The 14007-nt window shown below is 35.6% G+C and carries 13 protein-coding genes; 3 read left to right on the top strand and 10 right to left on the bottom strand.

The window, feature by feature from the left end; all coding sequences use genetic code 11:
* Position 1: 1 nt before the first annotated feature.
* Together AABK36_RS10790 and yaaA are read right to left on the bottom strand one after the other, a co-directional pair.
* Positions 2–745 carry an acyl-[acyl-carrier-protein] thioesterase gene (locus AABK36_RS10790; RefSeq protein WP_309939096.1) on the bottom strand — a complete coding sequence of 248 codons (744 nt, stop codon included), beginning with the start codon at positions 743–745 and terminating at the stop codon, positions 2–4.
* A 5-nt stretch (positions 746–750) separates the two neighbouring features.
* Positions 751–1518 (bottom strand): peroxide stress protein YaaA, encoded by a 768-nt coding sequence (yaaA, locus tag AABK36_RS10785; protein ID WP_309939097.1) that lies wholly within the window; start codon positions 1516–1518, stop codon positions 751–753.
* Positions 1519–1687: 169 nt separating this feature from the next.
* On the opposite strand from yaaA, the gene AABK36_RS10780 reads away from it, so the two are divergent.
* Positions 1688–2242, top strand: coding sequence for a hypothetical protein (locus AABK36_RS10780; RefSeq protein ID WP_309939098.1), 555 nt, complete (start codon positions 1688–1690; stop codon positions 2240–2242).
* Between the two features lie 53 nt (positions 2243–2295).
* On the opposite strand, the gene cysM is transcribed toward AABK36_RS10780, so the two are convergent.
* The 7 genes from cysM to AABK36_RS10745 form a co-directional block, all read right to left on the bottom strand.
* Positions 2296–3186 (bottom strand): cysteine synthase CysM, encoded by an 891-nt coding sequence (gene cysM, locus AABK36_RS10775; RefSeq protein ID WP_309939099.1) that lies wholly within the window; start codon positions 3184–3186, stop codon positions 2296–2298.
* 173 nt (positions 3187–3359) lie between these two features.
* Positions 3360–5060, bottom strand: coding sequence for a glutamine--tRNA ligase/YqeY domain fusion protein (locus tag AABK36_RS10770; protein WP_309939100.1), 1701 nt, complete (start codon positions 5058–5060; stop codon positions 3360–3362).
* Between the two features lie 177 nt (positions 5061–5237).
* Positions 5238–6218, bottom strand: a complete 981-nt coding sequence (locus AABK36_RS10765) for a cytochrome-c peroxidase (protein WP_309939101.1) — start codon at positions 6216–6218, stop codon at positions 5238–5240.
* Positions 6219–6225: 7 nt separating this feature from the next.
* Positions 6226–6954 (bottom strand): MbnP family protein, encoded by a 729-nt coding sequence (locus tag AABK36_RS10760; RefSeq protein ID WP_309939102.1) that lies wholly within the window; start codon positions 6952–6954, stop codon positions 6226–6228.
* Positions 6935–8038: a cytochrome-c peroxidase gene (locus AABK36_RS10755; protein WP_309939103.1), complete on the bottom strand. Its 1104-nt coding sequence runs from the start codon at positions 8036–8038 to the stop codon at positions 6935–6937. The genes AABK36_RS10760 and AABK36_RS10755 overlap by 20 nt, the downstream gene beginning before the upstream one ends.
* Before the next feature lie 125 nt (positions 8039–8163).
* Positions 8164–8727, bottom strand: coding sequence for a 1-acyl-sn-glycerol-3-phosphate acyltransferase (locus tag AABK36_RS10750; RefSeq protein WP_309939104.1), 564 nt, complete (start codon positions 8725–8727; stop codon positions 8164–8166).
* 53 nt (positions 8728–8780) lie between these two features.
* Positions 8781–9554 (bottom strand): patatin-like phospholipase family protein, encoded by a 774-nt coding sequence (locus tag AABK36_RS10745; RefSeq protein ID WP_309939105.1) that lies wholly within the window; start codon positions 9552–9554, stop codon positions 8781–8783.
* 119 nt (positions 9555–9673) lie between these two features.
* Between AABK36_RS10745 and AABK36_RS10740 the strand changes: the two genes are divergently transcribed.
* Positions 9674–10651: an NAD(P)H-quinone oxidoreductase gene (locus AABK36_RS10740; protein ID WP_309939106.1), complete on the top strand. Its 978-nt coding sequence runs from the start codon at positions 9674–9676 to the stop codon at positions 10649–10651.
* A gap of 129 nt (positions 10652–10780) precedes the next feature.
* Here the strand turns inward: AABK36_RS10740 and AABK36_RS10735 are convergent, their stop codons facing one another.
* Complete coding sequence (locus AABK36_RS10735; protein ID WP_309939107.1) at positions 10781–11803, bottom strand: FAD:protein FMN transferase; 1023 nt, start codon at positions 11801–11803, stop codon at positions 10781–10783.
* 395 nt (positions 11804–12198) lie between these two features.
* Here AABK36_RS10735 and menD point away from each other — a divergent pair, with 395 nt between their 5' ends.
* Positions 12199–13935 (top strand): 2-succinyl-5-enolpyruvyl-6-hydroxy-3-cyclohexene-1-carboxylic-acid synthase, encoded by a 1737-nt coding sequence (gene menD / locus AABK36_RS10730; protein ID WP_309939108.1) that lies wholly within the window; start codon positions 12199–12201, stop codon positions 13933–13935.
* Positions 13936–14007: the final 72 nt, after the last annotated feature.

Genomic DNA, 14007 nt, shown 5'->3' with positions numbered 1-14007 from the left:
CTTAGCCCTCCTTGAATTTGGTGATCATGGAACAAAGAATTTTATGGTCTTCTACTCTTTTCACTAAAGTTGTGAATTCATTGCCCACATTAGCGCTGCAAATTTTCACTTCGTCATTTAGAAAAGTTTGGGCATCGTAATTGATTTGAACCTCGGCTACATCTTTATTCAACATAAATTCTTCTGGCATAGAGTCCAATACCCATTCGATATATTTGACATTGTTCACATGATTAAGCATATCCAAGTCCGAATATTTTGTGCGCAATGTTGTTTCGTGGATGAAGTTGTCGGGCATTTGAATCTTTGACAACTTTTCATCTATGGCCGATCGATCTATTTTGGGCATTCTGGATTCATGATCACCAATCATGGTGGGCCTGTGCGTATTTGAATCTATGCAAACCCACAGAGCAGATGCCTTTGCAAGGCACTTTCCATCCGTGCTATATAATTCATAATCTCTAGTGGAAAGCGCGGAATAAGCATTTTTTACCCAGGTTTTTAATATCACATCTTGCTTCCAAGCAGGTGGCGTTGAAATTTGCATTTTAAATTTGTTCACAACCCATACCTTATTCGCTAGTTTCATATGTTCATTTCCGAACTTTCTAAAACTAGCATGATTTCCAGCTCCCTCTTGGAACAAATTGCAAATGGAGGTTAATTTAAATTTATTTTTCCAATCGCATTCCGAATACGGGATAGTATATTGTTGCGACCAAATTCCATTTATTTCATCCATAGTTTTTATCCTCTGGTAAATACTAATTCATTGTTTTTTGAAAGCGATTCATTGAAAATATATCCTTCTCTGTCAAATGCTTTTAGTCCATCAAGGTCATTGATTTCATTTCTGATAATATAGTCACTCATCAATCCTCGTGCTTTTTTTGCGAAAAGGGCAATTACTTTATAGATATCCCCTTTCTTCTCTTTGAATACAGGAGTGATGATTTTCGCATCCAATGATTTCTTTTTGATTGCTTTGAAGTATTCATTTGAAGCTAAATTTACCAAGACTTGATCACCTTGATCTTTAAGTGCCGTTTGCAATTTTTCTGTGATTATATTATCCCAAAATTGATATAAATCTTTTCCTTTTTCATTAGCCAGCTTGGTTTTCATTTCTAGTCTATAGGCTTGAATTAAGTCCATAGGTTTAAGCAAACCATAGAAGCCGGATAGAATACGTAAATGTTTCTGAGCGTAACTGAAGTTTTCTTCCGAATAATTATCCAGTGAAAAACCCGTGTATACATCTCCTTTGAAAGCAAAAATTGCTTGTTTGGCATTGTTTATATCAAAGGGTGTGTGAAATTGAGCAAATCTATTGTAGTTCAATTCTGCGATTTTATCGCTTACAGACATTAATGAGCCAATGTCTTCAATAGACAATTTTTTTAGTTCATTCAGTAATTCTAAAGAATGATCCAATAGTTCTGGTTGAGAATAAACAAGGCCTTCATTTTCTTTATCAAAGTTTTGTCCTTTTGATGGAGATATAATTGCAAGCATGAGCGTATAAATTACATTTTTATAGATCTATCTTCAAAACTCAATAATCACTGCATTGAGAAATAGACAGGAAAACAATACAATTTAAGCATAAAATAAAGCATTCAAAGCCTTCTGAATACTTTTGTGAACAATATTATTTTATATTGATTTTATCAAAAAAGCATTTATGAAGAAGGTAATAAAATATACATTGGCAATTCTGGTTTCATGCATTTTGTTTTCATGCTCATCGGACGAAATTTCGAATGTGGTTGTCCCTCCATTGACTTATATTCAAGGCGGAACTTACCAACTATTGAGCGTTGACGCTTTTGATCGAGAAGGAAATCCATTGCCGACAGATACATTGAATCAATTTTTTAAGGATATTAAGCTTTTTTCCGACAGCAATTATTTTTTTACTTTTAACGAAACAACTACATTTCGAGGCGAGCCCATTTATGAAGTAAGAGCTGGTGACAGCGTAATAACCCATGCAATAAATGTGCATGGAAGGTTGGGCTTGTTTGATTTGTTTAACAATGAGGTTTGGTTGGGTAAATTATATGGATTTAGAATAGTGCCCACCGGCTTTGAGTTATACACTTATTATTATACAGTGCATCGATTGGATGAAGTGTGGAATTGGGAAATGAATTTTTGGGGAGTGGCACCTATGCCTTATGACGAATACCCGATCAATTTAATCACGGCTACATTTGTAAATAGTGATAATAGGTAGTCATCACAAGAAAGTTTATTTAGGTATATTCTCTCTTGTGATGAAATATGTGCTTACTTTGAAAAATCAAATAAATCTGAGGATAAATATCTATCTCCCCTGTCGCAAATAATACAAACGATAGTTCCTTCTTCTAATTGATCAGCTAATTTTAATGCTGCGGCAACAGCTCCTCCAGAACTCATCCCAGCGAATATCCCTTCTTTTGTCGATAGCTCTCTAGTGATATTAACGGCTTCTTCTTCGGATACGTCAATGATTTGATCCACTCTTTCTCTTTCAAATATTTTTGGAAGATACTCTATCGGCCATCGTCTTATACCAGGAATATTCGCTCCTTCAGTGGGTTGAACACCAACAATTTGTATATTCTGATTTTGTTCTTTTAAATATCTAGAAACACCCATGATAGTACCAGTAGTACCCATGGAAGAGACAAAATGAGTTACCTTTCCATTGGTGGCATTCCAAATTTCAGGTCCTGTAGATTTATAATGAGCTTTAAAGTTGTCAGGATTTGCGAATTGATTTAGTAGCAAATAACCGCCTTCTTTCACTTTTTCTTCAGCATAATCCCTAGCACCTTCCATGCCTACATCTTTGGAGGTTAGGATAACTTTAGCTCCATAAGCCTCCATGGTTTGAACTCTTTCTTTGGTCGCATTTTCAGGCATGACCAATTCAATTTCAAAACCTAGCAATCTAGCTATCATAGCCAAGGCTATTCCTGTATTTCCGCTAGTAGCTTCAATTATTTTGACTCCTTTTTTTAACTCTCCCCTTTCTATCGCTCCTTGGATCATACCCAGAGCAGCTCTATCTTTGACACTCCCTCCTGGGTTATTCCCTTCGAGTTTCCCAAAAATTCGTACTTTAGGGTTGGGATTTAATGATTTGATTTCAACTAATGGCGTATCGCCAACAATTTTTAAAATATCCGACATTCCTGCTATACGTTATACCTGTATAATATTATGTAGACTATATTACGAATATTTTAAACTTTGGACAAAATAATTGTATGATTAATTATGTGATTTATTATAAAAAATATTATGTTAAATAATAGTGTTGAATAAAAAATAACCCTCGTAGCTTGAGAGTTATCTTTATTTTATTATTTACCTTTTTTAGCCCAAGAATCCTTAAGTGTAACAGTTCTATTAAAAACCATTTTCTCAGGAGAGCTATCAATATCCACATTGAAATATCCTAATCTTTGAAACTGGAATCTATCGCCTACTTTTGCTTCTTTAAGTGAAGGCTCTACTTTAGCATCAACAGTTTGCAATGAATCAGGATTCAAAAAGGCTGTGAAATCCAATTCTTTATCAGAATCAGGAGCTTCACTATTGAACAACCTATCATAAATTCTCACTTCCGCATCTACCGCATGTTTGGCATCTACCCAATGAAGCGTTCCTTTTACTTTTCTTTTGCTAGCCTCTGTTCCACTGCCTGATTTAGAATCAGCATCATATTCGCAATGAATCGCAGTGATGTTTCCTTCTTCATCCTTATCTACACTTACCGCTTTGATGATATAAGCTCCTTTCAGCCTAACTTCTTTATCCAAAGCCAATCTGAAATATTTTCTATTTGGAGCCTGCTCCATGAAATCTTCTCTTTCGATATAAATTTCTTTCCCAAAAGGGACTGCTCTTTCTCCTGCATTCTCATCCTCAGGATTATTCTCAAGCTTTAACACTTCAGTCTCCCCTTCCGGATAGTTGTCAATGATAACTTTTACAGGATCAAGAACACCAAAAACTCTATTTGCATTTTTATTCAAATCTTCGCGTATGCAGAATTCTAAAAGGCTTAAATCTATAATATTTTCCCTTTTCGTCACACCTACTTTTTCCGCAAATGCCTTAAGCGCCTCAGGTGTGTAACCTCTTCTTCTTAATGCTGAAATAGTTGGCATACGAGGATCATCCCATCCACTAACTACACCCTGCTCGACTAATTTCAAGAGTTTTCTTTTGCTCATCACCGTATAGTTAAGGTTGAGCCTTGAGAATTCTCTTTGTTTTGTCCTTATCTTATTTTCATCATATACTTGATCCAAGAACCAATCATAAAGCGGCCTATGAACTTCAAACTCCAAAGAGCACATAGAATTTGTGATTCCTTCCAAATAATCACTCTGTCCATGCGCCCAGTCATACATCGGATAAATATTCCATTTGTCACCTGTTCTATGATGTGATGCCTTCATCACTCTATACATGATTGGATCACGCATATGCATATTTGAAGATGTCATATCGATTTTAGCTCTCAGAACTTTAGAGCCTTCATCGTACTCCCCATTTTTCATTTTCTCAAATTCTGTCAAGCTTTCCTCCACAGGCCTGTTTCTGTAAGGGCTTTCTATTCCCGGAACTGTAGGATTTGCTTTCTGAATAGCTATTTCCTCGGCAGTTTGCTCATCAACATACGCTTTGCCATTTTTGATAAGCAAGATTGCCCATTCATATAATTGATCGAAATAATCCGAAGTGAACTTCGCTTCTCCTTCCCATTGATATCCCAACCATTGAATATCCTTTTTTATAGCCTCCACATAAGCCGTTTCTTCCTTTGTCGGATTAGTATCATCAAATCGAAGAAACGTTTTTCCTCCATATTTTTGGGCTACGGAAAAGTTAATGAAAATAGCTTTCAAGTGGCCAATATGTAAAAATCCGTTAGGCTCAGGAGGAAATCGAGTTACAACTTGGCCTTTATTCACGCCCGTTTTTAAATCCTCTTCAATAATCTCTTCTAAAAAATTCAGAGATTCTTTATTCTCATTTAATTCTTCTTTCGTCATATATGAAAAATTACTATTTCAATTAATCTAAAATGTCGTATTGCTATTATCAAGACAATGATAACAAATGGCAAGTGCCTATATTTCTATCTTAAACCAAAATTAAGCTTTTTTGGCTGATCAACCTAGACTAATTATTATGAATTTTTGAAGTTAAGGGCCCATTTTTAATGAAAACTAAAGTATCTGCAAAAATTCAATAATTGCCTTTTTTTCCTCTGTGCTCATATTTATGCCCTGTGGGTCTAATTTTCTATCCAAATATGGATTGTCATATAAGTCTCCGGAATAATGATTCAATACACCCATCAGATTTTCAAATCTGCCGTCATGCATATAAGGCGCTGTGTTTGATACAAATTTCAAAGATGGTGTTTTAAAAGCTCCGATAAGCGAAGAGTCTCTCGTTATTCTAAACCTTCCCATAGCTAACCTTTCAAAAGCTTCAGAATAGACACTATCCAGACCAGTATTGTGATATGAAAAGTCAGACATCATTGGCAATTGATGACAGCTTATGCATTTCTTGTCAACAAATAAATTAAACCCCTTAATTTCTGTACTTGTTAACTCTGATTCTCCAATTAGGAATTGATCAAACTTTGTCCCACTCATCTGCAAAGTTCCCATGTAAGCAGCAAGAGCTTTCTGAAGATGCGCAATGCGAATAGTATCAATTCCAAATGCTAGATTAAACTTCTTTTGGTAATTGAGATCCTCGTTTAAATTAGCTTCAAGAACCTTTAAGTTCATGCCCATTTCATCTTCATCCGTTAAAGGTCCCAAAATTAATGATTCAAGATTCTTAGCACCCCCGTCCCAAAAAAAACCATTATGAAAAGCCATATTTATAACACTTGGCGTATGCCTTTTGAGTTTTTTACCAGAAACTCCAAGAGTAGACAATGAAACACCATCTGTAAAATATAGATTAGGTTGATGACATGTTTCACAAGAGACTGTTGAGTCAGCGGATAAATTTTTATCAAAAAATAGCATCTTCCCCAATTCTGCTTTTTTTCGATTAACTGCTTTGGTGGAACTCTTTTCAGTTTCCAAGTAATTAAATCTAAGCCAGTTATATTCTTTATTGCTGGTTGAGTCTGCTTCTAAAACAAAAAAAATGACAAGAAAAAAAACAGCTAGATCATAACGCATATATTTATTATAAACCTAAGGTTAAAAAACCATTTTTAAAATTCATAGCTATAGAATCAGAATAAGGCCCAACCATGCTTTCATTCACTTTGGTGAAATCAACAATATATGGATTGTAAAACAGCTGATCAATATTTAGGTCAACTTCAACCGTAGGCGTTTTATCAAAATCTACGACTATTGGATCTATCAACTGAAGCCTGACGTACGTAAAATTTCTATCTTCACCAATATGGTAAATCAAAGGCTTTTCGCCTCCACCTTCTGGAAGAAAGTACCCTTCCAGTTTCACAAATTTATACCCAGTATTCCAATTCCAAGCCATGTCATTTGTCGGTGACAAATCTCCAACGTGAGCAGTGCTATGATTAGCGGCGCTATCAACTCCAATAGCAATTTCAATTGTATGGTAAGATCCTAAAGGAATACGTGGAGTTTCAAAAATTAAGCTAGTGCTGTCCGCTGCAGACAATAACTTATACTCATTCATAGTATGTTCATTTGTCATCGAGCCAAAAAGCTTGAAATTCGACAAATAAACTTTAAATACATCTACAAGGTATTTTTGACCAATTTCATTGGCGTACAAACTGTCTAAATAAAACTCGTTGCCTTGGTTTTTTAAATTGACTTTCCATCTAATCTTGCCTGTAGAATCCAAATGACTTGAATCACAAGAAGAGATTAAAAGCCATATAAGTGCGATTGCGAAGATACTATTTAAACGGATTTGCATATTCTGGATTATTTATAAAATCAACATCTGTCAAGGTATTTAAAAAAGCAATAATCGCCTCTTTTTGTTCTTTATTTAAATGCAATTGTACTTGAGTTACCGTATCCGGATTCATTACCACATTGCTAGCTTCTATAATCAACCTATCCAGATTCCGATTCATCTTTACGTGTTCATTGTAATGATCCAAAACCTCTTCTAATGTATTGAATCGACCATCATGCATATAAGGAGCTGTAAGAGCAATATTCCTCAACGTTGGCGCTTTAAACTTGCCAAAGTCTCTTTGTTTTGATGTAACTTTAAACAAGCCTTCCTTTAGGTTTTCATCGTCATCCAATCCATTATTATGAAACCCTTCAAAATCATTATTCACACCAGCAGTCAGTATATTCATATGACAATCTCCACAATTTCCACCCTCTAGACTTATTCTTGGCTCTGGATGAGTGAAAAACAAATCCATTCCATATTTCTCCTGAGCTGTTAATTGCATCTCATTTCTCAAATATTTATCATATTTTGAGTTCGAGGAAATCAGAGTTCGTTCAAATTGAGCAATAGCATTAAAAACAGCTTCTTCAGTAAAGCTAGACAATCCATAAGCTTTAAAAAGGGGTTCTTTATATTCTGACAAGCTATTTAATTTTTCTACCACAGCCTGCATGCTCTGTCCCATTTCCAAAGGGTCTTCAATAGGAAAATGAACTTGATGTTCTAGTGAATTTGCTCTCCCATCCCAAAAAAACTTAACATTCCAAAGCATATTGGCTAAAGACATCGAATTTCGCATTCCTTTTTGTCCATTGACCCCTGTGCTAAATCTAGCCGTATCAGCAAATGCGAATTCTTGAATATGGCATGAGGCGCAAGATATGTTTTCATCCTTGGAAAGCCTTTGTTCATAAAACAACATCCGCCCCAACGCAACTCTCTCGGATGTCATTTGATTGTCCTCAGGTATAACAAAGTCGCCAAAATATGCAGGTGGAGAAAACTCCAAAACTTGGCTTTGCTCATCTGTTATATCATTACATGAGCAAAGCCCTAAAATAAAAAAAATTATCGCATATTTTTTTATCATATAATAAATATTTGCCACACAATAACATACTACAGTATCAATTTGCTTCAATAAAATGGTGAAAAAATTTATTAAAACAAAGGAAGTATTTTAATTGCATTGCAAAAACCAAGCATCTCTTCATTTTATTTAACACCTTTGTGAGGATGCTTAGCTGTAATATTTTTATAAAAGCCCATTATCTTTTCCAAGTCTTGATCATAATTTCCAGACGGGATAATTTCACCTCCAATACCCGCTTCTTTTTTCTTGAAATCTAAATACCCCATTAGTATAGGCACATTGGCTTTTTGAGCAATATGGTAAAACCCAGATCTCCATTTTTCAACATATCCTCGAGTTCCTTCAGGAGTAATAAGTATTACCAATTCTTCATTCTCATCAAATAAGTCAGCCATGGCGTCAACCATGCTTTTCTTCTGCTCTCCTTTATTTTTTGGACTTCTGTCTATGGCTATTGCCCCCAAAGACTTCATCAAACCTCCCAGAGGACTATCGACCCATTCTTTTTTAATCGTGAAACGAACTGGAACATCCATCAAGAAAAATGCCGCTCTAGCGTAAATAAAGTCCCAATTACTCGTGTGAGGAGCCGCGATCATTACAGCTCTTTTGAGATTTTTCGGCATATCGCCTACGATTTTCCAACCGCCAATCCAGAAAATAAACCTGGCCAATGATTTCCACATACTTACCTTATCATTAATTTAAATCATAAAAATTCTTCACGAATCACTTGCTCTTAACCGACCATAATATCTGATAGATCTTGATTATCTAAATAATTGGATGTGTATTTATACCCCATTTCAAAAATATCATCAACATGATGCAGTTCAAGAGGATGAAATTTAACCAAACCTTTGGGCTCTACAAGATAATCACACTTTCCCTTGCTAGGTCTTGCAGCTCCATCCGCTAGAAACATGACAGACCTCAAAAATATATACCTCATATCTTTTTTCCCAATGTCATGATCTTTTTCTATTGAAGTTACATTCACTCCAAATATAATATCACTATGCCCGACCAAAGGATCTACAGGCAAATTGTTAGAAAAACCGCCATCTATATACATCTGCCCATTAAAGTCAACAGCTTCAAAAAGTACCGGAATAGCGCAACTAGCCAATAATGGCCGAAACAATTCTCCCGTCCCAAATATTTGCTCTTTTCCCGTTGTTAGATTGGTCGCATTAATAAAAAACTTTTTGTTCAATGCTGAAAATCGATTGGCTGGAAGATATTTTTCAACCAGTTTCATAATCTTTTGCAGATTGAAGACTCCTTTTCGAGACCATGCGAAGTGTATCATCTTTGGAACTCTCAAAGAACGAACAATATTCATCATTTCTTCCGGGGAATACCCAGCGCAATACATTGCCCCAACCATTGCGCCAGCGCTGCAACCAGATACCACATCAAAATTTATCCCTCTCTCTTCAAATGCTTTCAACGCGCCAATATGCGCTATTCCTCTAGCAGCGCCTCCAGATAAAGCCAAACCTAATCTCATAACCTACTCTATTAAAATTAAAAAACATTTAAAATCATGCATTCATTTTCAAGCTTGATGCGAGTTAAAAAGGCTCAATTTCACTAATATTGACACATGTAAAGAGCAATAGCACCATCATGAAATACATCAATCATTTAAATGAAAACGGCAATATTAGTTTCGAGTTCAAAAAAACTGCTATGCCTACTCCAAAATCAGATGAATGCCTGATTCAAATAAAAGCAATTGGAGTCAATCGAGCTGACATTTTACAATCACAAGGTAAATACCCTCCACCTTCAGGCGCCAGTGAGATTCTTGGACTGGAAATGTCTGGGATTATAATCTCTTGTCCTCCAAATAGCGAATGGGCTCCCGGCGATCGAGTTATGACGATCTTAGATGGCGGTTCATACGCTGAATACTGCGCGGTTCATCATCAAGCGATGTTGCCAATTCCTGAAAATTTGACTTTTGAGCAAGCAGCGGCTATTCCCGAAGCATTTATTACAGGATTTCAAGCCTTGAAGTGGTTGGGAAATATCAAATCAGGTGAGACGACATTGATCCATGCCGGGGGAAGCGGCGTAGGGACAGCAAGCATTCAAATGGCTAAAAACATTTACAAAGCCAATGTTATCACAACTTGCTCCGAATCTAAAATTGATAAATGCATTTCATTGGGAGCTGATTTTGCCATTGATTATAACAAACATTCTTTTGATGAAGAAATCAAGCGAATAACCAAAGGCGAAGGAGCCGATGTAATTATTGACTTTCTATTAGCATCATATTTTCAAAAGAACTTAAAGAGCGCTGCTCTGGACGGGCGAATCGTATTATTAGCAATGCTCGGAGGTTTTAAATCCAATGAGACCAACCTTATTCCATTGATAAGTAAGAGGCTCACCATCACAGGATCTACACTAAGAAATAGAAGTTTGGAATATAAAATCAAGCTGATTCAAGACTTTAGAAAAAGTATACTAAGATATATTTCCGACGGAACTTTGAAACCTATTATACATCAGAGCTTGTCTTGGGAAAATGTCAAAATAGCTCATCAAACCATGTCAGACAATAAAAATTTCGGAAAATTGATTTTAACCATATAAATCAAAATGGGTTTGTCGCTTAGTTAAAACTTCCTGATCAAAAAAGTGCATAATAAACACATCACTTTTATTATGCACTTTTCATAAATATTTTCAACTTAAAATATGGTGATCAATAACCTTCCCTACTTATCTATCTTCATAACTATAAGTAAAGTTATCACTCATGTGAACATTGCCATCATGAGAGCGTATCAATCCTTCGACATCATCAAGATTGTTAATCAGCTTAAGGGCTTTCAAGGGAGGTGAAGCCATCACAGCTGTGGAAATCGCATCTGTCATAATCGGATCTTTCCCTACAACAATTACATTTTGATGTCCTTTAAAAGGGTACCCTGTCTCCGTACATACAACTTCAGAATATTTTTCATCCTTCATCATCATATAATCCTCTGAAGAATGTAAATACGAAACAGCTCTGTGTTTTTGAAGGTGATGCTTGTTCAAAGAATTATTTTCACCTAAATGATCCGGAATATGCACATTCCAATGACTTCCATCAGCTTGAGTTCCCCAAGTAAGCACATCGCCATCAGCATTGACAAAGCCACCCACAGCCCCTGCGTCCTGCATTACCGAGGCAACTTTTGATGCTGCATACCCTTTTCCTACCGCGCCAAATCCTATTTTCATTTCAGGGTATTTTAAATAAACTGTTTTCTTTGCAGGATTCAATATGATATTTTTATAGCTAGCTTTCTTAGCAACTTCTCCTAACTTACTATAATCACCTGAGTTGCTGCCTTCATTATAAATTTGATCAAATGAAGCCGCTGTAATATCAAAACCTCCACTTGTCATTTCTGATATTTCAAGGCATTTTTCTATAAGTGCATACAGCTCCGAACTGACTTTTACCGGTTTTTTCCCTGCATATTTGTTTATCTTGCTCGTCTCTGAATGATCATCCCAAGAAGAAATCTCTTTTTCGATTTTTTTAGCTTCTTTTATCCCATCTCTAATTGCTGACTTTGCCACTTTACTATCATCCGAGATCGCCACAAAATCAAAATGAGTTCCCATAATATCAGCACTGGCTGTGTATGTGGATTCTAATTCGCTTTGTTTGATCTTATCTTTATGGAATAATTGAGAAAAAGCAGTTGAATAACATAACACTGCTATAAATGTAAGAAATACATTTTTCATGACCTTAATAGATTTTATTTTCATAATCATTAAAACATAGAGAATTATAGAATTGTTGGAGATTATCTATAATCGAAAAAACACAACAATAATACTTAGATGCTACTCTACTTTAAAAATGATGACATCTCTTTTTAAGGATGATAATAGAATACTATGATCAATCAGTAAAGGCTATTAATACGGCTTAAAATAACTATAGAAAATGTTGCAGATAACAACCAGAAATTTTTAATTAAGATGAAAGAAATTGAATTATAATTTAATATCACAAATACAAAATGTAAGTAGTCAATAGTCCAATTTTTGTCATTTTTTAATTAATATTGTCAAAAATCACCAAAGCTCTTTTGACGTTCGTAGCTTTAAATAATTAATTCGCAAAGTAACATAATATGCTGCTTCAACCTATTATAGATCTGGCTGAAATATGCCATAAACATGGGGTCGAAAAAGCCGTATTGTCACCGGGATCTCGCGTAGCTCCTTTGACACTAGCCTTTACAAGACATCCTAAAATTAATTGCCAAACTTTATCCGATGAAAGATCCGCTGCATTCGTGGGTATGGGTATGGCCTTGAACGATGATAAACCAGTGGTTCTGGCATGCACTTCAGGCTCGGCCGCTTACAACTATGCTCCAGCTGTCTCAGAAGCATTTTATCAACAAATCCCTTTGATCATACTCACAGCGGATAGACCTTCCGAATGGCTAGATCAAATGGATGGACAGACGATAAAACAAAAAGACATCTATGGCAAGCATGTAAAAAACTCTTACGAACTCCCTATTGATTATGACAATGAAAATACTCAATGGCATATCAACCGTATAATGAACGAAGCAATTCTTGAAGCCCAACGATTCCCAAAAGGGCCCGTTCATATCAACATCCCCTTAAGAGAACCATTTTATCCTGAAGAAAACGAGACTTTTCAACCCAGCGAAAATATTCGAATAATAAAAGAGCTCGAAGGCAGCAGATTGTTAAGCGATGAAGAGATAGAAGAGCTCGCTAAAAAAATACGGTCAAAAAAAACAATCATAATCGCAGGGCAAAGAAAAAAAGACATTGAGTTTTCAAATGTGATTAATAGATTCATTGAGACTCATAATATCCCTGTATTTGGAGATATATTAAGCAATATTCATGACTCTGAAGAAGTCATCAAGCTTCAAGATTCTTTTTTATTAAATGATAAAATTCGAAATGAAGAATCTCTTAAACCCGAATTAATCATCACCTTTGGAAAGTCTGTCATATCAAAACAATTAAAACTTTACCTTAGATCGGTAAAGAATTTAAAACATTGGCATATCCAAACAGATGGATATTGTCCTGACACCTTCCAATGCTTGACGAAGATCATCAGAACTGACGCTTTTACTTTTTTCAATCAAATGCTTCAGATCTCTGATAATTTAGGGAATGAAGAGTTGCAAAATAATTGGAAGTCAATAGACTTGCAGTGCAAGATGACTCAGAACGAATTTTTCGCTTCTCAAAAAAACGCTAATGAATGGGGAGAGTTTTCTTCATTGCAATCGATTATTCAATCTCTTCCTGACACTGCTCTGCTCCATCTTTCCAATAGCATGTCAATACGTTATGCTAATTATATCGGACTAGAGCCAGATGCTCCTGAGTTATTTTGCAACCGAGGCACTAGCGGAATCGACGGGTCCAACAGTACTGCTGTAGGCATATCATTGGCAACGCCTGAACGTATGAATATCATTATAACAGGCGACATGGCATTTTTCTATGACCGCAATGCTTTTTGGCATAATTACTCTATGGCAAACCTCAGAGTCATAGTCATGAACAATCATGCTGGCGGAATCTTTAGATTAATCAAAGGTCCTTCACAACAAGAAGAGCTGGAAGAATACTTTGAGACTCGTCAAAATTTAAACGCTCAAAATACAGCAATGGATTTCAGTATGGATTATTCTTATGCCTATGACGAGAACTCATTAAATAAAGCCTTAATCGATTTTTTTAAGCCTTCAGAAAATTGCAAACTGCTAGAAGTTAATTCCGATTCATCAATTAACGCAAAAATATTCGACCTTTTTAAAGGATGTATTAAAAATTCGGATTTCAAATTAACGTCTGAAAAAAAATAAATCAAATAAGCAAACTTCATAAAAAAAAGAGGCTTTTCGCCTCTTTTTTAGTTTATAGTAAGTTTTGATTAC

The organism is Aureibacter tunicatorum (genome assembly GCF_036492635.1).
GTDB classification, from domain to species: domain Bacteria; phylum Bacteroidota; class Bacteroidia; order Cytophagales; family Cyclobacteriaceae; genus Aureibacter; species Aureibacter tunicatorum.
This window is presented reverse-complemented; position numbering and strand designations above follow the sequence as displayed.

Bases quoted from the DNA above. Each gene is read 5' to 3' on its own strand.
- menD (WP_309939108.1), top strand. From the start codon at position 12,199: ATGCTGCTTCAACCTATTATAGATCTGGCTGAAATATGCCATAAACAT.
- AABK36_RS10770 (WP_309939100.1), bottom strand. From the start codon at position 5,060: ATGACGAAAGAAGAATTAAATGAGAATAAAGAATCTCTGAATTTTTTA.
- AABK36_RS10755 (WP_309939103.1), bottom strand. From the start codon at position 8,038: ATGATAAAAAAATATGCGATAATTTTTTTTATTTTAGGGCTTTGCTCA.
- AABK36_RS10760 (WP_309939102.1), bottom strand. From the start codon at position 6,954: ATGCAAATCCGTTTAAATAGTATCTTCGCAATCGCACTTATATGGCTT.
- AABK36_RS10740 (WP_309939106.1), top strand. From the start codon at position 9,674: ATGAAATACATCAATCATTTAAATGAAAACGGCAATATTAGTTTCGAG.
- cysM (WP_309939099.1), bottom strand. From the start codon at position 3,186: ATGTCGGATATTTTAAAAATTGTTGGCGATACGCCATTAGTTGAAATC.
- AABK36_RS10780 (WP_309939098.1), top strand. From the start codon at position 1,688: ATGAAGAAGGTAATAAAATATACATTGGCAATTCTGGTTTCATGCATT.
- AABK36_RS10750 (WP_309939104.1), bottom strand. From the start codon at position 8,727: ATGTGGAAATCATTGGCCAGGTTTATTTTCTGGATTGGCGGTTGGAAA.
- AABK36_RS10745 (WP_309939105.1), bottom strand. From the start codon at position 9,554: ATGAGATTAGGTTTGGCTTTATCTGGAGGCGCTGCTAGAGGAATAGCG.
- AABK36_RS10765 (WP_309939101.1), bottom strand. From the start codon at position 6,218: ATGCGTTATGATCTAGCTGTTTTTTTTCTTGTCATTTTTTTTGTTTTA.
- AABK36_RS10735 (WP_309939107.1), bottom strand. From the start codon at position 11,803: ATGAAAAATGTATTTCTTACATTTATAGCAGTGTTATGTTATTCAACT.
- AABK36_RS10790 (WP_309939096.1), bottom strand. From the start codon at position 745: ATGGATGAAATAAATGGAATTTGGTCGCAACAATATACTATCCCGTAT.
- yaaA (WP_309939097.1), bottom strand. From the start codon at position 1,518: ATGCTTGCAATTATATCTCCATCAAAAGGACAAAACTTTGATAAAGAA.